The 22,714-nt window shown below is 69.4% G+C and carries 17 protein-coding genes and 2 rRNA genes; 10 read left to right on the top strand and 9 right to left on the bottom strand.

Going from position 1 to position 22,714, the window contains the following annotated elements:
* The 3 genes from NF20_RS05210 to NF20_RS05220 all read left to right on the top strand — a co-directional run.
* Positions 1-483 (top strand): 23S ribosomal RNA (locus tag NF20_RS05210); the annotation flags it as partial.
* 90 nt (positions 484-573) lie between these two features.
* A 5S ribosomal RNA gene (gene rrf, locus NF20_RS05215) occupies positions 574-686 on the top strand.
* A gap of 196 nt (positions 687-882) precedes the next feature.
* Positions 883-1,380 (top strand): pyridoxamine 5'-phosphate oxidase family protein, encoded by a 498-nt coding sequence (locus NF20_RS05220; RefSeq protein WP_011724207.1) that lies wholly within the window; start codon positions 883-885, stop codon positions 1,378-1,380.
* A 46-nt stretch (positions 1,381-1,426) separates the two neighbouring features.
* Here the strand turns inward: NF20_RS05220 and NF20_RS05225 are convergent, their stop codons facing one another.
* The 3 genes from NF20_RS05225 to NF20_RS05235 form a co-directional block, all read right to left on the bottom strand.
* The gene (locus tag NF20_RS05225; protein WP_010949605.1) at positions 1,427-1,924 is read right to left on the bottom strand and encodes a methylated-DNA--[protein]-cysteine S-methyltransferase; all 498 of its coding nucleotides are present in this window, start codon (positions 1,922-1,924) and stop codon (positions 1,427-1,429) included.
* On the bottom strand, positions 1,921-3,420 hold the full coding sequence (locus tag NF20_RS05230; RefSeq protein WP_033712530.1) for a DNA-3-methyladenine glycosylase 2 family protein: 1,500 nt from the start codon (positions 3,418-3,420) through the stop codon (positions 1,921-1,923). Before NF20_RS05230 ends, NF20_RS05225 begins: the two co-directional genes overlap by 4 nt.
* Positions 3,421-3,505: 85 nt before the next feature.
* On the bottom strand, positions 3,506-4,390 hold the full coding sequence (locus NF20_RS05235; RefSeq protein ID WP_011724209.1) for a LysR family transcriptional regulator: 885 nt from the start codon (positions 4,388-4,390) through the stop codon (positions 3,506-3,508).
* 81 nt (positions 4,391-4,471) lie between these two features.
* On the opposite strand from NF20_RS05235, the gene NF20_RS05240 reads away from it, so the two are divergent.
* Entirely contained in the window at positions 4,472-5,719 is a 1,248-nt protein-coding gene (locus tag NF20_RS05240; protein WP_023870934.1) for an MFS transporter, read from the top strand.
* Positions 5,720-6,179: 460 nt separating this feature from the next.
* Here NF20_RS05240 and NF20_RS05245 read toward each other — a convergent pair whose 3' ends face one another.
* A complete protein-coding gene (locus NF20_RS05245; RefSeq protein WP_009975725.1) occupies positions 6,180-7,814 on the bottom strand; it encodes an adenylate/guanylate cyclase domain-containing protein in 1,635 nt (544 codons plus the stop codon).
* 45 nt (positions 7,815-7,859) lie between these two features.
* Between NF20_RS05245 and nucS the strand changes: the two genes are divergently transcribed.
* Together nucS and NF20_RS05255 are read left to right on the top strand one after the other, a co-directional pair.
* Entirely contained in the window at positions 7,860-8,531 is a 672-nt protein-coding gene (gene nucS / locus NF20_RS05250) for an endonuclease NucS (RefSeq protein WP_003873208.1), read from the top strand.
* Between the two features lie 23 nt (positions 8,532-8,554).
* On the top strand, positions 8,555-8,851 hold the full coding sequence (locus NF20_RS05255) for a hypothetical protein (protein ID WP_023861306.1): 297 nt from the start codon (positions 8,555-8,557) through the stop codon (positions 8,849-8,851).
* A gap of 10 nt (positions 8,852-8,861) precedes the next feature.
* Here NF20_RS05255 and mce read toward each other — a convergent pair whose 3' ends face one another.
* The gene (mce, locus tag NF20_RS05260; protein WP_003873207.1) at positions 8,862-9,326 is read right to left on the bottom strand and encodes a methylmalonyl-CoA epimerase; all 465 of its coding nucleotides are present in this window, start codon (positions 9,324-9,326) and stop codon (positions 8,862-8,864) included.
* An 81-nt stretch (positions 9,327-9,407) separates the two neighbouring features.
* On the opposite strand from mce, the gene NF20_RS05265 reads away from it, so the two are divergent.
* Positions 9,408-10,589 (top strand): acetyl-CoA C-acetyltransferase, encoded by a 1,182-nt coding sequence (locus tag NF20_RS05265; RefSeq protein WP_011724213.1) that lies wholly within the window; start codon positions 9,408-9,410, stop codon positions 10,587-10,589.
* A 190-nt stretch (positions 10,590-10,779) separates the two neighbouring features.
* Positions 10,780-11,691 (top strand): tetratricopeptide repeat protein, encoded by a 912-nt coding sequence (locus NF20_RS05270; protein ID WP_011724214.1) that lies wholly within the window; start codon positions 10,780-10,782, stop codon positions 11,689-11,691.
* Between the two features lie 25 nt (positions 11,692-11,716).
* Here NF20_RS05270 and glgB read toward each other — a convergent pair whose 3' ends face one another.
* Together glgB and NF20_RS05280 are read right to left on the bottom strand one after the other, a co-directional pair.
* Positions 11,717-13,912, bottom strand: coding sequence for a 1,4-alpha-glucan branching protein GlgB (glgB, locus tag NF20_RS05275; protein ID WP_023861307.1), 2,196 nt, complete (start codon positions 13,910-13,912; stop codon positions 11,717-11,719).
* A gap of 34 nt (positions 13,913-13,946) precedes the next feature.
* Positions 13,947-16,031 (bottom strand): alpha-1,4-glucan--maltose-1-phosphate maltosyltransferase, encoded by a 2,085-nt coding sequence (locus tag NF20_RS05280; RefSeq protein WP_198801502.1) that lies wholly within the window; start codon positions 16,029-16,031, stop codon positions 13,947-13,949.
* A 305-nt stretch (positions 16,032-16,336) separates the two neighbouring features.
* On the opposite strand from NF20_RS05280, the gene glgP reads away from it, so the two are divergent.
* Positions 16,337-18,952, top strand: a complete 2,616-nt coding sequence (gene glgP, locus NF20_RS05285) for an alpha-glucan family phosphorylase (RefSeq protein ID WP_023881211.1) — start codon at positions 16,337-16,339, stop codon at positions 18,950-18,952.
* On the opposite strand, the gene NF20_RS05290 is transcribed toward glgP, so the two are convergent.
* Positions 18,936-20,948, bottom strand: coding sequence for an ATP-dependent DNA helicase (locus NF20_RS05290; RefSeq protein ID WP_033712534.1), 2,013 nt, complete (start codon positions 20,946-20,948; stop codon positions 18,936-18,938). The two genes, glgP and NF20_RS05290, sit on opposite strands and share 17 nt — an antisense overlap.
* A 33-nt stretch (positions 20,949-20,981) precedes the next feature.
* Entirely contained in the window at positions 20,982-22,316 is a 1,335-nt protein-coding gene (locus tag NF20_RS05295) for a nicotinate phosphoribosyltransferase (RefSeq protein ID WP_009975739.1), read from the bottom strand.
* A gap of 67 nt (positions 22,317-22,383) precedes the next feature.
* Between NF20_RS05295 and clpS the strand changes: the two genes are divergently transcribed.
* Complete coding sequence (clpS, locus tag NF20_RS05300; protein ID WP_010949598.1) at positions 22,384-22,701, top strand: ATP-dependent Clp protease adapter ClpS; 318 nt, start codon at positions 22,384-22,386, stop codon at positions 22,699-22,701.
* Positions 22,702-22,714: the final 13 nt, after the last annotated feature.

Raw genomic sequence — 22,714 nt, forward strand, 5'->3', positions numbered from 1 at the left:
GTCGCTCAACGGATAAAAGGTACCCCGGGGATAACAGGCTGATCTTCCCCAAGAGTCCATATCGACGGGATGGTTTGGCACCTCGATGTCGGCTCGTCGCATCCTGGGGCTGGAGCAGGTCCCAAGGGTTGGGCTGTTCGCCCATTAAAGCGGCACGCGAGCTGGGTTTAGAACGTCGTGAGACAGTTCGGTCTCTATCCGCCGCGCGCGTCAGAAACTTGAGGAAACCTGTCCCTAGTACGAGAGGACCGGGACGGACGAACCTCTGGTATACCAGTTGTCCCACCAGGGGCACGGCTGGATAGCCACGTTCGGACAGGATAACCGCTGAAAGCATCTAAGCGGGAAACCTTCTCCAAGATCAGGTTTCTCACCCTTTTAGAGGGATAAGGCCCCCCGCAGACCACGGGATTGATAGGCCAGACCTGGAAGCTCAGTAATGAGTGCAGGGAACTGGCACTAACCGGCCGAAAACTTACCAACACACAACTCGCAACCACGATCCATTTTCGCGGCAATTCGCCGTGGAAACTCGGGCACCACACCCCCCACCGAAACAAATTTAAATAGAGTTACGGCGGCCACAGCGACAGGGAAACGCCCGGTCCCATTCCGAACCCGGAAGCTAAGCCTGTCAGCGCCGATGATACTGCCCATACGGGTGGAAAAGTAGGACACCGCCGAACATACAAAAACGCCCCCGGGAAACCGGGGGCGTTTTTACATTCGCTGTTGTCGAGGCTGGTAGATCGACGGGCGGATAACCGTGCGTGCGGGGGCTTCCGCTAGGCGATGACTTTTACGGCGCCGGCGGGTCTACCCGTGCGTGGAGAGGAAAAGGGGAGGCGCTCATGTCGCGGACACGATCGAGGCGGGTTCGTCATGGATAGATCCGAGATCGCGGCCGAATTGGGCGCGCCCGGGGCGCAAGAGTTGCTCGCCTCCACGTCGGCGGCGCATCTGGCGTATACGGCCAAGGACGGGACGCCGAGGGTGATCCCGGTGGGTTACTTCTGGACCGGTGCGGAATTCGTCATCGCCACCGCCGCCACGTCTCCGAAGGTCGCTGCCCTGTCCGCGTGTGCCGATGTCGCCCTGTCCATCGACGGTGGAGATACGCCGGAGACGGCGCGCGCGTTGTCGATTCGCGGGCGGGCCCGTGTGGAGATCGTCGACGGCGTGGTGCCGGAGTATTTGGCTGCCGCCCGCAAGAGCATGGACGCCGACGCCGCCGCGAGGTTCGAGGAGCAGGTGCGCACGACGTACGACCGCCAGGCGAGGATCGGGATCACGGCGACCTGGGTACGCTTCTACGATTTCGGTGCGGGTCGCCTGCCGCGATTTCTCGCGGACTTGACCGAGGGCAACCGCGGTGAATGAAACCGAAAATCCTTATGCTGGCCAGTTTTACCGGCCCGGCACCCGCTCAGTCGAATAGCGTCAGGCTCGCCGGCGAGTGGCGCCTCTCCAGCGCCAGCAGCGTTTGTTTGCGGTCCAGTCCGCCGCCGTATCCGGTCAGCTTCCCGCTGGCGCCGATGACGCGATGGCAGGGCACCACGATCGCGATCGGGTTGTGCCCGTTGGCCAATCCGACGGCGCGCGCGGCGCCGGGCGCGCCGATCTGCTCGGCGATTTCGCCGTACGACCTGGTTTCCCCGTAGGGGATGGTCTGCAGCGCCCGCCACACCCGGCGCTGGAATTCCGAGCCGCGCAGATCCAGCTCGATGTCGAACTCGGTGAGCTCGCCGGCGAAATAGGCACCGAGTTGCTCGACGGCCCCGGCGAACGCCCGCGGATTCTCCGTCCACCCGGTGCGGCTCGGTTCGTAGGTCTGGTCGACCATCCGTAAGTTCGTCAGAACCGGATCGCGCCCGGCCAGGGTCAGCAGTCCGATCGGGCTGTCGACGGTGCGGTACTCGATCATGCTGTCTCCTTCGATGGCTGCTGCGGTGGCCAATGGTTCACCGGATGCTCGAGAGTGGTCCAAAGGTATTGCGTGGCATAGGAACGCCAGGGCCGCCAGCGTGCGCTGGCAGCGGTCAGCGACCGCTGGCTCGACGGCAGTCGGAGCCGTTTGGCCGCGACGCGCAGACCCAGGTCGGCGGCCGGGAACGCATCGGGGTCGCCCAGGCCGCGCATCGCAATGACTTCCGCGGTCCACGGGCCGACTCCCGGTAATGCCAGCAATTGTGTTCGGGCGCTTTGCCAGTCGCACACGGTGTCCAGGACGATGCTGCGGTCGGCGAGGCCGGCGACCAGCGCGGCCAGCGTGCGCTGCCGGGCCTTGGGCACCGCCAGATGGATGGGGTCGACGTCGGCCAGCTGCTGCACCGACGGGAAGGTGTGGGTCAAGGTTCCCTCGGGGTCGTGGACCGCCCGGCCGTAGGCGGCGACCAAACGCCCCGCATGGGTGCGCGCCGCCCGGATGGACACCTGCTGGCCCAGCACGGCGCGCACCGCGAGCTCGGCCTCGTCGACGGTGCGCGGAATGCGTTGGCCGGGCGCCTTTCTCACCGCCGGGGCGAGCTGCGGGTCGGCGGCCACCGCCTCGTCCACCGCTTCGGGGTCGGCGTCGAGATCCAGCAGCCGCCGGCAACGGGCGATCGCCGCCGTCAGGTCCCGGAAGTCGTCGAGCACCAGCTCGCAACGGACGTGGTCGGCGGCGGGGGTCAACGTGACGATGCCGGTGCCGAACCCCAGCCGCAGCGTGCGTCGGTAGGCGCCGTCGCGGACCTCCTCGCACCCGGGAACGACGCTCGCGGCGAGGTGACCGAAGACGCCCTGGAAGCCGAAGGGTGTGCGGACCGGCAGCCGAAGGCACACGGCGCCAGGCGAATTGGCCGTGGATGCGCAGCGCGCCGCGGCGCGCCGGCGCAGCACGCTCGGCGGGCTTTCGAACACCGCGCGCACGGTGTCGTTGAACTGACGAATGCTGGAGAAGCCGGCGGCGAATGCCACGTCGCCGAAGGGCAGCTCCGTGGTCTCGATCAGCACCCGCGCCGTCTGGGCGCGTTGCGCCCGGGCCAGCGCGAGCGGACCGGCGCCGACCTCCGCCTGCAGCAACCGCTCCAGCTGCCGGGTGGTGTAGCCCAGCCGGGCGGCCAGGCCGCCGACACCGTCGCGGTCCACCGTGCCGTCGGCGATCAGCCGCATCGTGCGCGCCACCACGTCGCCGCGCACGTTCCATTCCGGCGATCCCGGCGAGGCGTCGGGACGGCACCGCTTGCAGGCCCGGAAGCCGGCGCGCTGAGCGGCCGCCGCGGTCGGATAAAACCGCACATTACGGGCGAACGGCGGCCGCACCGGGCAACTAGGCCGGCAGTAGATTCCGGTGGTCAGCACGGCGGTGACGAACCAGCCGTCGAACCGCGCATCCTTGGACTGGACGGCGCGGTAGCAGCGTTCGAAATCGTCGTGCACGCCTCAAGACTTACACCCGCCCGCCGACAAAACTAGCGGAAAAGCGACATCGTCGTCGCCGGGCGTGGAGCGGGGACGCGCTCGGTTACCAACCCCCGTGCCCGACGGCCGCGGCGCCCGCGATGAAGTCGCGCGCCGAGCGCGGCAACGGTCGGCCGGAATCCCAGATCATGCCGACATCGCGGTAGGCATCCGCGTCGGCCAGCGGCTTGACGGATACTCCCGACGGATAGCTGCTGCCGTCGATCGGGACCAGGCTGATGCCCAGCCCCGCGGCGACCAGGCTGGCCGCGGTCGTGAGATTCGGCGCTTGCAGGGCGACCCGAGGCCGGAATTGGGCTGCGGCGCAAAGCTCGTCGAGGAGCCGTCGCATCCCGAACCCGGGGTGCATCGTCACGAAGGGCTCGTCGGCCAGGTCCACCATGGACACCGCGGCACCGCGGGCGAATCGATGACCATCGGGCACCGCGACACCGAGGCGCTGGCGAAACAGGCTGCGCCAGGCCAGGGTTCGCTCGACCGGTCGCGGGGATACCACCCCGATGTCCACGCCGCCGGACCGCACGCGATCGGCGATCGATTCGGCGGCGCCTTCCTCCAGTGTGAAGGTCACCCGCGGAGACGACTCCTTGAACCGGGCGATCAACCGCGGCACCACGGTTGATCCGAATGAACTGAGGTAGGCCAACCGGATCTCGCCGACGGCGGGATCCGCCAGATCCGCTATCGCACGCCGTGCCGAATCCAGCTCCAACTGCGCCCGGCGCGCGTGTTCGTAGAAGATGCGGCCGTAGGTGTTGAGGGACAGTCGCCGGCCGTGACGATCGAACAGCGCCACGCCGAGTCGCTGTTCCAGGCGCGCCAGCATCCGGGTCAACGTCGGCTGTGCGACGTGCAGCTGCTCGGCCGCCGCGGTGACGTGCTGCAGCTCGGCGAGTGTGATGAACCACTCGTAGTCACCCACTGCCATCCCGCCCACCTCTACTTATGCGCTGAACGCATCATAGGGCGGGCGAAAATTCATTTCTGTCGGGCGGTGCCGGCCCGAAGCATGGTGGTCATGCCCAACGGTCCGGTCGCGCATCAAGCAGGAACCCGCGGATACCGGCGGATGACCGCGGCGCTCTGCGGCGCCGGCCTGGCCAGCTTCGCCGCGATGTATTGCACCCAGGCGCTGCTTCCCGCCCTGTCGGCGCACCACCGGATCGGCCCGGCCACCGCGGCGCTGACCGTGTCGCTGACGACCGGCGCGTTGGCGCTGTCGATCATTCCCGCGAGTGTGCTCTCCGAGCGCTACGGCCGGACCAGGGTGATGCTGATCTCAGGGGTGGCCTCCAGTGTCATCGGGCTGTTGTTGCCGTTCAGCCCCTCGCTCGGCGTGCTGGTCTTCGGACGTGCGGTGCAGGGCGTCGCGCTCGCCGGGATACCCGCGGTCGCGATGGCGCTGCTGGCCGAGGAGGTCGACGCGTCGTCCCTGGGATCCGCGATGGGGCGCTACATCGCCGGAACCACGATAGGCGGGCTGGCCGGGCGGATCGTTCCGTCGGTGGTCGTCCAGGTCGGCACCTGGCGGGTGGCCCTGCTGGCGTGCTCCCTCATCACGCTGGCCGGCACGGCGGTGTTCGCGGTGCTGGTGCCGCGGTCCCGGTTCTTCACCCCGAAGCCGGCCAGCGTGCGCGCCGCCCTGCGCAACCTCGCCGGGCATCTGCGAAACCCGGTGTTGGCCAAGCTTTTTGCGGTGGGCTTTGTGCTGATGGGTGGATTCGTGACGGTGTACAACTACCTCGGTTACCGGCTGGCCGCCCGGCCGTTCGGGCTGGCGCCGTCGGTGGTGGGCCTGCTTTTCCTGCTCTATCTCGTCGGGACGGGGACGTCGGTCGTGGCCGGACGGCTCGCCGATCGCCGGGGACGCCCCCTGGTGCTGGGGGCCGCGTTACCCATCGCGGTAGCCGGACTGCTGCTGACCGTGCCGCCCTCCCTGGCCGCCATCGTCGCCGGCGTCGGCGTCTTCACCGGGGGCTTCTTCGCCGCGCACACCGTGGCCAGCGGTTGGGTGGGCGCCGTCGCTCAGCGCGACCGCGCCGAGGCGTCGGCGCTGTATCTGTTCAGCTACTACCTGGGTGGTTCGGTGGCCGGTGCGTTCGGCGGCGTCCTGTACGGCGTGGGCGGCTGGTCGGCGACTGTCTGTTTCGTCGTCGTGCTGCTGATGGCCGGCGCCGCACTGGTCGCATTGTTGGTGCGGGACAACGGATTCCGCATCGGCCGGCGCGTGGTCGCCGGCGTGGCCAGCGTGAAGTGAGGCTCGCCCGCGGGTCCGCGGCTACGGCCCGGGCGGGGTCCCCACGCAGACACCGCCGGCGCAGGCACCCGCGCCGCCGGGCCCCGCGGATGCTCCGGCGCCCGGCACACTCGCGCTCGCGCCGCCGGGTCCGGCCCCGCCCGGATCCGCCGGGGCCGGCGGTGGTCGCACCGCCCGGTCCGACGATCGGGCCACCGCCACCGCCCGGCCCGGCGGTGGTCGTCGCCGCCGGTGCGGTGGTCGTGACGGTGACCGGTGTCGTGACGGTGGTGGTGACGGTCGAGGTCGTCGGGCTCTTGTTGTTGCCCGAGCTGCACCCCGCGGCCAGCGGGCTCAACGCTATCGCGGCGGCCATCCCGGCGGCGACGGAAATACGGCGGGCACTTCGGCTACCGGTCACGTCGAAACCAATCTCTCGAGGGGTTAGAGTCGTTGTCCCTCTACCCATTTCTTCCGAAAATCAATCCGTTCCGGCCGGCCGGTCGGCGGCGCCGGCGGGCGAGGCCAGCCGGGTGGGACGCTCGTGGCCGCGCAGGGTCACGGTGTCGCCCAAAGACCAACGGGCCCGCTCTTTTTCGCTCGCGCCTTCGATGGCGTCGCCCGTCGCGAGCAGGCGGCCGGAGTGGGACTTGGCGAGCTCGCACAGCCGGGCCGCCTCGTTGACCGGTTCACCGATGACGGTGTACTCGAAGCGTTCCCGGGCGCCGACGTTGCCGGCGACGACCTGCCCGGCCGCCACGCCGATGCCGGCGCGACACTGCGGCATCTCGTTGGCCAGCCGGTCGGCGATGGCGCGCGCGGCGGTCAGCGCCGCATCCTCGGGGCAGTCAAGATGATTCGGCGCCCCGAAGATGGCCAGCGTCGCGTCACCCTCGAACTTGTTGACCAAGCCGCAGTGCCGGTCCACCTCCTCGACGACGATGCCGAAGAACTGGTTGAGCACCGATACCACCTCGGCCGGTGGCCGGCGGGTGACCAGTTGGGTGGAGCCGACGATGTCGATGAACACGACGGCGACGTGGCGTTCTTCGCCGCCCAGCTTCGGCCGTTCCCGCTCGGCGGCCAACGCCACCTCGCGACCGACGTGCCGGCCGAACAGGTCGCGCACCCGCTCGCGCTCCCGCAGGCCGTCCACCATCGCGTTGAATCCCCGTTGCAGCTCACCGAGTTCCGTGCCGTCGAACACCACCAGGTCGCCACGCAGGTCGCCGCGCTCCACGCGTTTCAGGGCGGCACGCACCACGCGCACGGGCGTCGCGGTGAGCCAGGCCAGGATCCACATCAGCAGGCAGCCGAAGATCAGCGCCGCCGTCGACACGATCAGCACGCCGACGGCGAACTCGGTCTCGGTCAGGTTCCGCAGCCATATCTCGAACAGCGCCAACAGGGCGATGCCGATGACGGGCACGCCCGAGCCGAGGAACCACACCGTCATGGTCCGGCCCATGATGCCCGCGGTCAGTCGCCGGGGCGGCGGTCCCGCCTCGAGGGCCTGAGCAGCCACCGGGCGCAGCGCGAACTCGGCGAGCAGGTAGCACGCGGTGGCCACCAGGACACCACAGAAGCTCACCCCGAACAGGAACCGCGGGATAAACATGGTGTCGACCAGGCCGTAGAGGACGGTCAGCAACAGCGTCCCGGCGCCCCACAACACCAGATCCACCAGCGCGATTCGCCACGGGGCCAGGAAGGTGTTGCGTTCGTCGGTGGGGGTGGGCTTGCGCTCCTCGATGGCCCAGCGCAGCGCCAGCACGGTCCGCCGGGTGATCCAGTAGGTGCCCACCGCCAACGCCGAGGCCACATAGGCCGGCCCGACCCCGAAGGTGATCCATGCCGGCGCGTCGTTGAACACGCTCGGCGCCGGAATGGCGACGATCACCAGGATCAGCGCGGCCCCGATGCCGATCAGGTTGGCGCCCAGCACCATCACGGTCATGATGATCTGGATGCGGATCCGCCGCCGGTGCTGGCTCTCGGTGACCCGCCCCAGCAGCAGGGAGCCGTAGGCGGGGGTCTCCGGCAGGCGGCCGCTTTGCCGGGTGATCTTTTCGAGCACCCGGCCGATGCGTTGTGCCGTGCTCTGCGTGGCCGACATGGTGGCGTCAGCCTAATTTGTCGGCCACGCTCTAAGGTGAGTCGGGTGCGTCTAGTGATCGCCCAGTGCACCGTGGATTACGTCGGCCGGCTCACCGCGCATCTGCCGTCGGCGCGCAGGCTGCTGCTGTTCAAGGCCGACGGATCGGTCAGCGTGCACGCCGACGACCGTGCCTACAAGCCGTTGAACTGGATGAGCCCGCCGTGCTGGCTGCGCGAGGAGGCCGGCGATGCGGCGCCGGTGTGGGTGGTCGAGAACAAGGCCGGCGAGCAGCTCCGCATCACCGTCGAGGACATCGAGCACGACTCCAGCCACGACCTCGGCGTCGATCCCGGCCTGGTCAAGGACGGCGTCGAGGCGCACCTGCAGGCCCTGCTCGCCGAGCACGTGCAACTGCTGGGCGAGGGGTACACGCTGGTCCGCCGCGAGTACATGACCGCCATCGGGCCGGTCGATCTGCTCTGCCGCGACGAGCGCGGCGGATCGGTGGCGGTGGAGATCAAACGGCGCGGCGAGATCGACGGCGTGGAACAGCTCACCCGCTACCTCGAGCTGCTCAACCGCGACAGCGTGCTGGCGCCGGTGCGCGGCGTGTTCGCCGCGCAGCAGATCAAACCGCAAGCCCGCACGCTGGCCACCGATCGTGGTATCCGTTGTGTGACATTGGATTACGACAAGATGCGCGGGATGGACAGCGACGAATACCGGCTGTTCTAGGGCCTCGCCCCTACACTGGTCGCATGGCTCGGCGCCGCACACCGCCCCGCCGGCAACGGCCGCTCGGGCCGCCACCGGCACTGCGCCGGGTGGAAGCCGGGCCCGACGGGCATGACTACGAGGTCCGTCCCATCGCGGCGGCGCGTGCCGTCAAGACCTACCGGTGCCCCGGCTGCGATCACGAAATCCGTTCGGGCGCAGCCCATCTGGTGGTATGGCCGGTCGAGCCGACGCTCGGGGGAGCCGAGGACCGCCGGCACTGGCACACCGGCTGCTGGGCGCACCGCGCCACCCGCGGCCCCACCCGGAAGTGGTCGTGAATCCGACGGCTCAGGCGGCCGGCTCGACGAGCTCGATGAGCACGCCGCCGGCGTCCTTGGGGTGGATGAAGTTGATCCGCGAGTTTGCCGTGCCGCGACGCGGTGCGTCGTAGATCAGCCGCACGCCTTGCTCGCGGAGCCGCTCGATCAGGGTGTCCAGGTCGCTGACCCGCATCGCCATCTGCTGGATGCCAGGCCCCCGCTTATCCAGGAACTTCGCAATGGTCGAGGAGTCGTCGATCGGGGCCATCAGCTGCAGCTGCGCGGTGCCCGCCGGGGCACCCCGCACGGCCAGCATCGCCTCGCGGATTCCCTGCTCCTCGTTGACTTCCTCGTGCACCAGGATCATGCCGAGGTGGTCGTGATACCAGGCGATTGCCGCGTCCAGGTCGGCGACTGCGATGCCGACGTGATCGATCGCCGTCACCAGCGCGGTGGCCAGGACCTGACGGGCGTCAACTTGATCGGTCGTCATCTCATAACGGTAACCTGACGGCAAAGATTGCGCTTCTCCGGGAGGCTCCCGGGAGGCATTAGCAGGCCTGAGGAGAGAGTCATGACGACGTCGGTGATCGTTGCTGGAGCGCGGACACCCATCGGCAAGCTGATGGGTTCGCTGAAGGATTTCTCCGCCAGCGACCTGGGTGCCATCGCCATCGCCGGCGCGCTGGAGAAGGCCAACGTCCCGGCCGACCTGGTCGAGTACGTGATCATGGGGCAGGTGTTGACGGCCGGGGCCGGTCAGATGCCGGCCCGGCAGGCGGCCGTGGCGGCCGGCATCGGTTGGGACGTGCCGGCGTTGAGCATCAACAAGATGTGTCTGTCCGGGATCGACGCCATCGCCCTGGCCGACCAGCTGATTCGCGCCGGAGAGTTCGACGTGGTGGTAGCCGGCGGTCAGGAGTCGATGACCAAGGCGCCGCACCTGCTGATGGACAGCCGCGCGGGCTACAAGTACGGCGACGTGACGGTCCTGGACCACATGGCCTACGACGGCCTGCACGACGTGTTCACCGACCAGCCGATGGGCGCGCTCACCGAGCAGCGCAACGACGTCGACAAGTTCACCCGCGAAGAGCAGGACCAGTACGCCGCACGGTCGCATCAGCGGGCGGCCGCGGCGTGGAAGGACGGCGTGTTCACCGACGAGGTGGTGCCGGTGAACATCCCGCAGCGCAAGGGCGATCCGTTGCAGTTCACCGAGGACGAGGGCATCCGGGCCAACACCACCGCCGAGTCGCTGGCCGGCCTCAAGCCGGCGTTCCGCAAGGACGGCACCATTACCGCCGGGTCGGCCTCGCAGATCTCCGACGGCGCGGCCGCGGTGGTCGTGATGAGCAAGGCCAAGGCCCAGCAGCTCGGGCTGAGCTGGCTGGCCGAGATCGGTGCGCACGGGGTGGTCGCCGGACCGGACTCCACCCTGCAGTCGCAGCCGGCCAACGCCATCAAGAAAGCGCTCGGTCGCGAGGGCATCTCCGTCGACCAGCTCGACGTGGTGGAGATCAACGAGGCGTTTGCGGCCGTGGCGCTGGCCTCGACCCGCGAACTCGGCGTGAATCCCGACATCGTCAACGTCAACGGCGGTGCGATCGCGGTCGGGCACCCGATCGGGATGTCGGGGGCGCGGATCACCCTGCATGCCGCGCTGGAATTGTCGCGGCGCGGCTCGGGCTACGCCGTCGCGGCCCTGTGCGGGGCCGGCGGGCAGGGCGACGCGCTGATTCTGCGGGCGGGTTAGCCAGCGGTCGCGGCGTTCGCCGAGGTTGCTGGCATTCGCCCGCCGCGACGAAGTGTGATCTTCGTCATATCGGCCGATCACACCGCTTTTTCGGGGCTTTTTCGGGTGCTTTCGCCGTGGCCGGGCCAGTGCCTGAGCGCCGTCGCCACCGGGTGGAGCGGTTGCCGATGCGCATGCCAAACTTGACGACGTGACACGTCCGCGACCTTCCATCGGCCCCGCCCTGGCCGGGGCCGTCGATCTTTCCGGTCTCAAGCAGCGGGCCCAGGCGGCGAGCGGCCCGGCCGGCGGGCCCGCGCCGGCCGACGGTGGCCCCGGCATCAGCGCGGTCACCGAGGCCAACTTCGAGGCCGAGGTGCTGATCCGGTCCGAGGAAGTGCCGGTGGTGGTGCTGCTGTGGTCACCGCGCAGCGACGCGTGCGTCCAGCTGCTCGACACGCTGTCCGGGTTGGCCGCCCAGGACAACGGCAAGTGGTCGTTGGCCACCGTCAACGTGGACGTGGCGCCCCGGGTGGCCCAGATATTCGGGGTGGATGCCGTTCCGACCGTGGTGGCATTGGCTGCCGGGCAGCCGATTTCGAGCTTCCAGGGCATGCAGCCGGCCGACCAGTTGCGCGGCTGGCTCGATCAGATCCTTTCGGCGACCGCCGGGAAGCTCAAGGGCGCAACGGGTTCCGCGGAATCCGAGGCGGTCGACCCGGAGCTGGCCGCGGCCCGTCAACAGCTGGAGGCCGGCGACTTCGAGGCGGCCCGGACGTCGTATCAGGCGATCCTGGATGCCAACCCGGCCAGCGCGGAGGCCAAGGGCGCCATCCGCCAGATCGACTTCCTCACCCGCGCCACCGCGCAGCGCCCGGACGCCGTCGCCGTCGCCGATGCCGCGCCGGGCGACATCGACGCCGCCTTCGCGGCCGCCGACGTGCAGATCCTCAACCAGGACGTCGGCGCCGCGTTCGACCGCCTGATTGCCTTGGTGCGCAACACATCCGGCGACGACCGGGCCCGGGTGCGGACCAGGCTGGTCGAGCTGTTCGACCTTTTCGATCCGGCCGACCCCGAGGTCGTGGCTGGACGGCGCAACCTGGCAAACGCGCTGTATTAAGCGCGCTCGCGAAAGTCGTTGCGGGCTACTCGGGTTCCAGCCACAGCGCCGACGTCGGCGGCAGCACCAGCACCGCCGAGGCGGGCCGACCGTGCCAAGGGTCTTCGGTGGCGTCGACGCCGCCCATGTTGCCGATGCCCGAGCCGTTGTAGACCGTCGCGTCGGTGTTGAGCACCTCGCGCCAGCGGCCGGCCGACGGCAATCCCAGCCGATAGCCGCTGTGCTCGGCGCCGGCGAAGTTGAAGACGCACGCCATCACCGAGCCGTCCTTGCCGTAGCGCAGGAAGCTCAGCACGTTGTTGGCCGAGTCGTTGGCGTCGATCCAGGAGTAGCCGTCGGGCACGGTGTCCTGGCTCCACAGCGCCGGGTGGCTGCGATAGATGTCGTTGATGTCGCGCACCAGACGCAGGATCCCGTTGGAGAAGCCCTGCTCGTCGAGCTGCCACCAGTCCAGGCCGCGTTCTTCGGACCACTCGGCGCGCTGCCCGAATTCCTGGCCCATGAACAACAATTGCTTACCGGGGTGCGCCCACTGGTAGGCCAGCAGGCTGCGCAGCCCGGCGGCTTTGACGTGATTGTTGCCCGGCATCCGGCCCCACAGGGTGCCCTTGCCGTGCACCACCTCGTCGTGGCTGAGCGGCAGCACGTAGTTCTCGCTGAATGCGTAGAGCATCGAGAACGTCATCTCGTGGTGGTGGTAGCTGCGATAGATCGGGTCGCGGCTGATGTAGTCCAGCGTGTCGTGCATCCAGCCCATGTTCCACTTCATCGAAAATCCAAGTCCGCCAAGGTTTGTCGGCCTGGTCACGCCGGGCCACGAGGTCGACTCCTCGGCGATGGTGACGATGCCGGGCGCGGACTTGTGCGCGGTGGCGTTCATCTCCTGCAGGAACTGGACGGCCTCCAGGTTCTCCCGGCCGCCGTAGACGTTGGGGGTCCAGCCGCCCTCGGGGCGGGAGTAGTCCAGGTACAGCATCGAGGCCACCGCGTCCACCCGCAACCCGTCGATGTGGAACTCCTGCAGCCAGTACAACGCGTTGGCCACCAGGAAGTTACGCACCTCCCGACGGCCGAAGTCGAATACGTAAGTGCCCCAGTCGAGTTGCTCCCCACGCTTGGGGTCGGAGTGTTCGTAGAGCGGGGTGCCGTCGAACCGTCCCAGCGCCCACGCGTCCTTCGGGAAGTGTGCCGGCACCCAGTCGACGATCACACCGATACCGGCCTGGTGCAGGGCGTCGACCAGCGCCCGGAACTCGTCGGGCGTGCCGAATCGGGAGGTCGGCGCGTAGTACGACGTCACCTGGTATCCCCAGGAGCCGGCGAACGGATGCTCGGCGACCGGCAGCAGCTCCACGTGGGTGAAGCCGTGCTCCACAACGTAGTCCGTCAGCTCGCGGGCCAATTGGCGGTAGCTGAGCCCGGGACGCCAGGAGCCCAGGTGGACCTCGTAGGTGCTCATCGGCTCGAAGACCGGGTTGCGCGCGGCGCGCTGGGTCATCCAGTCGGCGTCTCCCCAGGTGTAGCTGCTGCGCGTCACCCGGGAGGCGGTGTGCGGGGGCACCTCGGTGGCGAACGCCATCGGATCGGCCCGCTCGGTGACCACGCCGTCGGCGCCGTGCACCTTGAACTTGTACAGCCCGCCGATCGGGAAGTCGGGCCAGAACAGCTCCCACACGCCCGACGAGCCCAACACCCGCATCGGCGCTTCGGTACCGGTCCAGCCGTTGAACTCACCGATCAGACTGATGCCCTTGGCGTTGGGCGCCCACACCGCGAACGACACCCCGGTGACGACGCCGTCGGCGGTGGTGAACGAGCGGGGATGCGCGCCAAGGACTTCCCAGAGCCGCTCGTGGCGCCCCTCGCCGAACAGGTGCAGGTCGACCTCGCCCAGGGTGGGCAGGAAGCGGTAGGCGTCGGCGACGACGTAGGGCTCGGAGTCGGGGTAGGTGATCTGTAGCCGGTAGTCGATCAGGTTCGTGAAGGGCAGGGCCACCGCGAAAAGGCCGGATTCGATGTGCTGCATCGCGAACCGGTCGCCGCCGACCAGCGCGGCGACCTCGGTCGCGTGCGGCCGGAACGCCCGGATGACGGTGTGATCGCCGTATTCGTGGGCCCCGAGAATTCCGTGCGGGTCGTGGTGGGTGCCGGCGACCAGGCGCGACAGGTCCGCAGGATCGGGCGCCAGGTGCGTCCGAGCGAGTTGATCGGCGTGGCTCATGTCCCTTTCACCTCCGGTCCGTTTCGTCGTGCGTTCAGCGCCTGCGTAGCAAGGTCATTCGAGCCTCATCGGGGATGAGCGGCATGTTGATGACGTGAGCGACCGCCTGTGCCGGGTCGATGCGAACGTAATTGGCTTGCCCCCACTGGAATTCCTGGCCGGTGATCTCGTCGCGCACCCAAAAGCGCTCGTAAGGCTCCATACCCAATGCCGCCATGTCTAAAAACAGCGTCGCTTCCTCGGGGCCGAATGCGTTGAGCGTCACCACCACCAGCACGCAGTCGCCGGTGGCCGGGTCGAACTTGCTGTAGGCGAGCAGCGCGTCGTTGTCCACGCCGTGGAAATGGATGGTGCGCAGCTGTTGCAGCGCGGGGTGGAGCCGCCGAATCGTGTTGAGCTGCGTGATGAATGGCTCGAGCGACCTTCCCTCGGCGAGCGCGCCGGCGAAATCGCGGGGCCGCAGTTCGTACTTCTCGGAGTTCAGGTACTCCTCGCTGCCCTCGCGCACCGCGCGGTGCTCGAACAGTTCGTAGCCCGAGTACACCCCCCAGGCCGGACCCATCGTGGCGGCCAGCACCGCGCGGATGGCGAACATCCCCGGACCGTTGTGCTGCAGGATGGCGTGCAGGATGTCGGGTGTGTTGACGAACAGGTTGGGCCGGCGGAAATCGGCCAGCGCGGCGATGTCGTTGCCGAACTCGGTCAGCTCCCACTTCGCGGTGCGCCAGGTGAAGTACGTATAGGACTGGGTGAAGCCCAGTTTGGCCAGCCCGTATTGCCGGACCGGCGGGGTGAAGGCCTCGGACAGGAACAGCACATCGGGATCGATGCCCTTGACCGCGGCGATCAGCCAGGCCCAGAAGTCCGGCGGTTTGGTGTGCGGGTTGTCGACGCGAAAGAACTTGACGCCGTGGTCGATCCAGTGCCGGACCACCCGCAGCACCTCGTCATAGAGACCGGCCGGGTCGTTGTCGAAGTTGAGCGGATAGATGTCCTGGTACTTCTTGGGCGGGTTCTCCGCGTACGCGATGGTGCCGTCCGGCAATTCGGTGAACCAGTTGCGGTGCTCGCGCGCCCACGGATGATCCGGCGCGCATTGCAGCGCCAGGTCGAGCGCCACCTCCATGCCCAGCTCGCGGGCCCGGGCGACGAACGCGTCGAAATCCTCGATGGTGCCCAGATCCGGGTGGACGGCGTCGTGGCCGCCCTCGTCGCTGCCGATCGCCCACGGCGAGCCCACATCCGTCGGGCCGGCGGTCGGAGAGTTGTTGCGCCCCTTGCGATGTACCTTCCCGATGGGATGGATCGGCGGCAGGTAGACGACGTCGAAGCCCATCGCCGCGATGCGCGGTAGCGCCGCGGCCGCCGTCGCGAAGGTGCCGTGCACGGGGTTGCCGTCGTCGTCCCAGCCGCCGGTCGAGCGGGGGAACATCTCATACCAGGAGCCGAAGCGGGCCAGCGGCCGATCCACCCAGACCCCGTACTGCTCGCCGCGGGTCAGCAGATCGCGCAGCGGATACTCCGCCAGGATCTCCTCGATTTCCGGCGCCAGCGCCAGCGCCGTCCGGGTGACCGGGTCCCCGGCGGTGCGCAGCGCGGCCGCGGCGGCCAGCAGCGGTTCGCGCCGGGTGCGCGGCACACCCGTGGCGGCGCGCTCGAACAGCTCCGCGCCGACCAGCAGATCGTTGGACAGCTCCGTCTCGCCCTGGCCGGCGTCCAGCTTGGCGACCAGCCCGTGCCGCCAGGAGTGGATCGGGTCGCCCCAGCCGTCCACCCGGAAGGTCCACAATCCGACCTGGTCGGGGGTGAACTGACCGTGGAAGACGTAGGGTTCGGGGCCCATCGTCATCGGCAGCGACAGCGGCTTGATCCGTTGCTGGTCGACCCTGCCCTCGCGGTCGGCGACCGGTGCCTGCACCGCCTTGACCCGGCGCGTCTCGGTCACCGGCGGATAGGCCGGTCCCAGGTAGCGCACCACCAGCGTCGCCGCCACCGCCTCGTGTCCCTCGCGCCACACCGAGGCGCTGACCGGCACCACCTCGCCGACGACGGCCTTGGCGGGATATGTCCCACAGGAGACGACCGGCTGGACGTTATCGATCTCGACACGACCGGGCACCAACACTCCGTTCCGATCTGCCCGGGTCCTTCGCGCCCGCCTGGCGGTTCGCAATCGGCACCGGGGTTTTCCGATTGTGGGCGGCCCACCCGCGGTGTGCTCCGTGCGGAATGCCGCTCGTCGGGAAACTTCCTGTGGTGGGGAACTTTCTGGGTGGGGAAGCATCGTCGCGACCCCGATAACTATCCGGTACCCACCCTAGTCTCCGGTCACACCCCCGCCACTGAAAAGCAAACGCAGGCGCACGGCAGCGGTGTTTTCCTGCCGCCGTGCGCGGGCCGGGAACCTCAGTAAGGTAGGGACGCGTGAAAGCCCTCCGCCGGTTTACCGTCCGTGCTCATCTGCCCGAGCGTCTGGCCGCGCTGGACCAGCTGTCGACCAACCTGCGCTGGTCGTGGGACAAGCCCACTCAGGACCTCTTCGCAAGCATCGATCCCGAGCTGTGGCAGCGCTGCGGCAGCGACCCGGTGGCGTTGCTGGGCGCGGTCAAACCGGCGCGGCTGGACGAGTTGGCGGTCGACGAGACGTTCCTGGGCCGGCTCGACGAGCTGACCGCCGACCTGAACGACTACCTGAGCCGCCCGCTGTGGTACCAGCAGCAGCAGGACCAGGGGGCGCAGATGCCGGCAGCCATCGCCTACTTCTCGATGGAGTTCGGCGTCGCCGAGGTGCTGCCCAACTACTCCGGCGGGCTGGGGATCCTCGCCGGTGACCACCTGAAGTCCGCGTCGGATCTGGGTGTGCCGCTGGTGGCGGTGGGCTTGTACTACCGCTCCGGCTACTTCCGGCAGTCGTTGACCGCCGACGGCTGGCAGCACGAGAACTACCCGGCGCTGGACCCCCAGGGGTTGCCGTTGCGGCTGCTGACCGACGCCACCGGCGATCCCGCCCTGGTCGAGTTGACGCTGCCCGACTCCGCGCAGCTGCATGCCCGCATCTGGGTGGCCCAGGTGGGCCGGGTGCCGCTGCTGCTGCTGGATTCCGACGTGCCCGAGAACGAGCACGACCTGCGCGGCGTCACCGACCGTCTGTACGGGGGCGATCAGGAGCATCGGATGCGGCAGGAGATCCTGGCCGGCATCGGCGGGGTGCGGGCGATCCGCGCCTACACCACGATCCACGGGCTGCCCGAACCCGAGGTGTTCCACATGAACGAGGGCCACGCCGGCTTCCTCGGGGCCGAGCGCATCCGCGAGCTGATGACGGGTTCGGGCTTGGACTTCGACACCGCCCTGGCGGTGGTGCGATCCAGCACGGTGTTCACCACGCACACACCGGTGCCGGCCGGCATCGACCGGTTCCCCATCGACATGGTACGGCTGTACTTCGACGACCACGCCGACGACGCGGCGGGAGCGCCCGTGCTGCTGCCGGGGGTGCCGACCGCCCGCATCCTGGCGCTCGGCGCCGAGGACGATCCGACGAAATTCAACATGGCGCACATGGGTCTGCGCCTGGCCCAGCGGGCCAACGGTGTGTCGTCGCTGCACGGCCGGGTGAGCCGGGCCATGTTCAACGAGCTGTGGCCGGGCTTCGACAGCAACGAGGTGCCGATCGGTTCGATCACCAACGGGGTGCACGCGCGCACCTGGGCGGCCCCGCAGTGGCTGCAGCTGGGTTACGAACTGGCGGGGTCGGATTCGTTCAGCGACCCGGGCGTGTGGCTGCGGGTGCAGCAGGTCGACGCCGGCCATCTGTGGGGGATCCGCTGCCAGCTGAGGTCGTTGCTCGTCGAGGACGTGCGGCAGCGGCTGCGCCGCTCATGGCTGGAACGAGGTGCCACGGACGCCGAATTGGGTTGGATCGAAACGGCTTTCGATCCCGACGTGTTGACCATCGGGTTCGCCCGGCGGGTGCCGACGTACAAGCGGCTGACGTTGATGCTGCGCGACCCCGACCGGCTGCAGCAGTTGCTGCTCGACGAGCAGCGGCCGATCCAGTTGATCGTGGCCGGCAAATCCCACCCGGCCGACGACGGCGGCAAGGCGTTGATCCAGCAGGTGGTGCGCTTCGCCGACCGGCCCGAGGTGCGCCACCGCATCGCCTTCCTGCCCGACTACGACATGTCGATGGCGCGGCTGCTGTACTGGGGCTGCGACGTCTGGTTGAACAATCCGCTACGGCCGCTGGAGGCCTGCGGCACCTCGGGGATGAAGAGCGCGCTGAACGGCGGGCTGAACCTGTCCATCCGCGACGGCTGGTGGGACGAGTGGTACGACGGCGAAAACGGTTGGGAGATCCCGTCCGCCGACGGTGTGGCCGACGAGCAACGCCGCGACGACCTGGAATCCGGCGCGCTCTACCGGCTGCTCGAGGAAGCGGTAGCGCCGAAGTTCTACGAACGCGACGAGCGCGGGGTGCCGCCGCGCTGGATCGAGATGGTGCGCCACACCCTGCAGACGCTCGGCCCGAAGGTGCTGGCGTCGCGGATGGTGCGCGACTACGTCGAGCAGTACTACACGCCGGCCGCGCAGTCGTGGCGCCGGACGATCGGACCGGCCGAGGGGGCGACCGGCGGCGCCGAGTTCGGCGCCGCCCGGGAGCTGGCCGCCTATCGCCGGCGCGCCGAAGAGGCATGGCCCAACATCGTGATCACCGACGTGGACAGCACCGGCCTGCCCGACAGCCCGGTGCTCGGCTCCAAGCTCACCCTGACCGCCACCGTGGCGCTGGGCGGGCTGGCGCCCGACGAGGTCACCGTCGAGGCGGTGGTGGGCCGGGTGGACGGCAGCGATGCACTGCTCGAGCCGGTCACCGTCGAGATGTCGTACGCCGGTACGGCCGAGGGCGGCAATCAGGTCTTCTCGACGACGACGCCGCTGCCGCTGGCCGGGTCGGTCGGCTACACGGTGCGGGTGCTGCCCCGGCATCCGATGTTGGCCGCCGGCAACGAGCTGGGCCTGGTCACCCTGGCCCGCTAGCCGTCGCGGCGGTGCGCAGCCGCTGCAGCGCCGCTCGCACCTGCGCGCCGTTGGTGGTCTGCCAGAACGGCGGCAGCGAGGCGCGCAGGTAGCCGCCGTAGCCGGCGGTGGCCATGCGCGAGTCGAGCACCGCGACCACGCCGCGGTCGCTGACCCGCCGCAACAGCCGGCCCGAGCCCTGCGCCAGCAGCAGCGCGGCATGGCTGGCGGCAACGGCCATGAAGCCGTTGCCGCCGCGCGCGGCCACCGCGCGCTGCCGCGCTCCGAGCAGCGGGTCGTCGGGCCGGGGAAACGGGATGCGGTCGATCAACACCAACGACAGCGACGGGCCGGGCACGTCGACGCCCTGCCACAGCGACAGGGTGCCGAACAGCGACGTCTGCGGCTCGGCGCTGAACTGCTCGACCAGCGCCGAGGTGCTGTCGTCGCCCTGACACAGCACCGGCGTCGACAGCCGGTCGCGCATCGCCTCGGCGGCCGCCCGGGCGGCCCGCATCGACGAGAACAGGCCCAGGGTGCGCCCGTCGGCGGCGGTGATGAGCTCGGCGATCTCGGTCAGCTGCTCGGCCGAGCCGACGCCGTCGCGTCCGGGCGGCGGCAGATGCGCTGCCACATAAAGGATTCCGGCCTTGGCGTGCTGAAACGGCGACCCCACGTCCAGGCCGCGCCAGGGCGGGTCGTCACCGTCGGGTCCTTTCAGCCCCCAGGCCGCGGCCATGGCGTCGAAGGAGCCGCCGATGGTCAGCGTCGCCGACGTCAGCACCACGGTGGAACGCGAGAACACCCGGTCGCGCAACAGGTCGGCCACCGACAGCGGGGCCACCCGCAGCACCGGGCGCATCGCGCCCCGGTTGTCCTCGTGGTCCAGCCACACCACGTCGGTGCGGTCGGGGATGGCCGGGCCGAACGACGCCAGCACCCGCGACGCGGTGTCGGAGATCTCGCTCAGTGCCGCAACCGCTTCGGCGCGCGCGGACGCCGCCTTGGGGTCGCTGGTGGTGTCGATCGCCGAGCGGGCCGCGCTCGCCGCGTCGCGCAGCGCCGCCAGGTAGGTCGCCAGCTCGTCGTCGAGGCGATCGATGCGCCCCGGCGTGCCGTCGTGGATGGCCGCGGCGAAGGTCGCCGTCGTCGCCTCCAGCCGCTGGACCAGTTCCGGGCTCACCAGCCGGCCGATCCGGCGCGCGGCGATGCCGAGGGCCGCCGACGTCAGCTCCGCGGTGGCCACCGAGGTCACCCGGTCCACCAGCTCGTGCGCCTCGTCGATGACCAGCAGCGCGTGCTCGGGCAGGATCGCCGAGTCGGACACCGCGTCGATGGCCAGCAGCGCGTGGTTGGTGACCACGACATCGGCCTGACCGGCCCGGCTGCGCGCGCGCTCGGAGAAGCATTCGGCGCCGAACGGACAGCGCGCCACCCCGAGGCATTCCCGCGCCGAAACGCTGACCTGCGACCAGGACCGGTCCGGCACGCCGGGCTTGAGGTCGTCGCGGTCACCGGAGTCGGTGCTCGACGCCCATTCGGTGAGCCGTTGCACGTCGCGGCCCAACGCGCTGACCGCCATCGGGTTGAACAGTTCCTCCTGCGGCCGGTCGGCGGCTTCCTCACCGTCGGCCGGCCCGCCATTGTGAATCTTGTTCAAGCACAAATAGTTTCGTCGTCCCTTGAGCAACGCGAACTGGGGCCGCCGCGGCAGCGCCGCGGCCAGCGAATCGATCAGCCGGGGCAGGTCGCGGTCGACGAGCTGGCGCTGCAACGCGATGGTGGCCGTCGACACCACCACCGGGGAGTCGTCGCGCAGGGCGTGCACGATCGCGGGCACCAGATACGCCAGCGACTTGCCGGTGCCGGTGCCGGCCTGCACGACCAGGTGCCGGCCGGTGTCGAAGGCCTGGGCCACCGCGGCGGCCATCTGCTGCTGGCCTTCGCGCTCGCTGCCGCCCAGCGCGGCCACGGCGGTGGCCAGCAACTCGGGCACGGAAAGCTCGGACGTGACGATCCTCTTCGCTCGGTTCTGCTCGGTCGAGCCCGGTCAGTCGATGCCGGGCGGCCGTCGCCGGTCGGCCGGGATCTGGGTGGTCGGGATCGCGGGTTCGCCGTGGGACAGGTTCAGCCCCTCCCACGGCAGACTGCGCAGCCCGGAAGCTACCAGTTCGCGCGCCGCGGCGAGGTTCGGTTTGGACACCAGCTCGCCGCCGCGCACCAACGGCACCGTCACCGCCCGGGCCGGCTCGGCGACGTCCGGCCGATGGCCGGCCGGGTAGACCAGCTCCTCGGTGATGATGCCGGTGTCCCGGGAGAGCCGCAGCGCCTCCTTGCGCCCGCCCCGGGATTCCTTGTGGCTGCTGCGCTTCTGCACCGGCAGGCCGTCCACCTCGACGAGCTTGTAGACCATGTTCGCCGTCGGGGCGCCCGAACCGGTCACCACTGAGGTGCCCACGCCGTAGCTGTCCACCGGCTCGGCGGCCAGCGCGGCGATGGAGAACTCGTCGAGGTCACCGGAGACCACGATGCGGGTGCGGGTGGCTCCGAGCCTGTCCAGCTGCTCGCGGACCTGGCGGGCCAGCACGCCCAGCTCGCCGGAGTCGATGCGCACCGCGCCCAGCCCGGTGCCGGCCGCCGTCACCGCGTTGGCCACCCCGGTCGTCACGTCGTAGGTGTCCACCAGCAGCGTGGTGTCGACGCCGAGCGCCTGCACCTGTGCCCGAAACGCCGCCAGTTCAGTCGATTCCGCGGCGGCGTCGGTGCGGGCGTGCAGCATGGTGAACGCGTGCGCCGAGGTGCCCTCGGCCGGAATTCCGTAGCAGCGCTGGGCCTCCAAGTTCGAGGAGGCGGCGAAGCCGGCGATGTAGGCGGCGCGGGCCGCGGCCACCGCCGCCTGCTCATGCGTGCGCCGTGACCCCATCTCGATCAGCGGCCGGCCCCTGGCCGCGCTGACCATGCGCGCCGCGGCGGACGCGATCGCGGTGTCGTGGTTGAAGATCGACAGCGCCAGCGTTTCGAGCACCACGCATTCCGCGAAGGTCCCGGTCACCGACAGCACCGGCGACCCGGGGAAATACAGCTCGCCCTCGGCGTAGCCGTCGATGTCGCCGCCGAACCGAAAATCGCGCAGGTACCGCAGCGTGTCGGGATCGAGGAATTGCCGCAGCGACTGGCAGGCCTCGTCGCCGAAGGTGAACTGCGGCAGCGCCTCGAGCAGCCGGCCGGTTCCGCCCACCACGCCGTACCGGCGTCCCTCGGGAAGCCGGCGCGCGAACAGTTCGAAGGTGGTCCGCCGACCGGCGCTGCCGTCGCGCAATGCGGCCGCCAACATGGTCAACTCGTATTTGTCGGTCAGGAGCCCAGTGACGACCGGGTCGTTCATTCCATAACGGTATCGGCTGCGGATCGGGGCTCGGTAACGTCGTCCATCCCTCGGTATCGTGGGGGCCATGGTTGTTATGTCAGCGCCCACCGAGCCGAAGTCCAGGCCGGGCACTACAGGACAACGCGAGTCCGCTCCCGAGGACGTCACGGCCAGCCCGTGGGTCACGATCGTCTGGGACGACCCGGTCAACCTGATGACCTACGTGACCTACGTGTTCCAGAAGTTGTTCGGCTACAGCGAACCGCACGCCACCAAGCTGATGCTGCAGGTGCACAACGAGGGAAAGGCCGTGGTGTCCGCGGGCAGCCGCGAGGCCATGGAAGTGGACGTGTCCAAACTGCATGCCGCCGGTTTGTGGGCGACCATGCAGCAGGACCGCTGAGATTCGGGGCACC

Source organism: Mycobacterium sp. MAC_080597_8934 (genome assembly GCF_000523975.1).
Classification (GTDB): Bacteria; Actinomycetota; Actinomycetes; order Mycobacteriales; family Mycobacteriaceae; genus Mycobacterium; species Mycobacterium avium.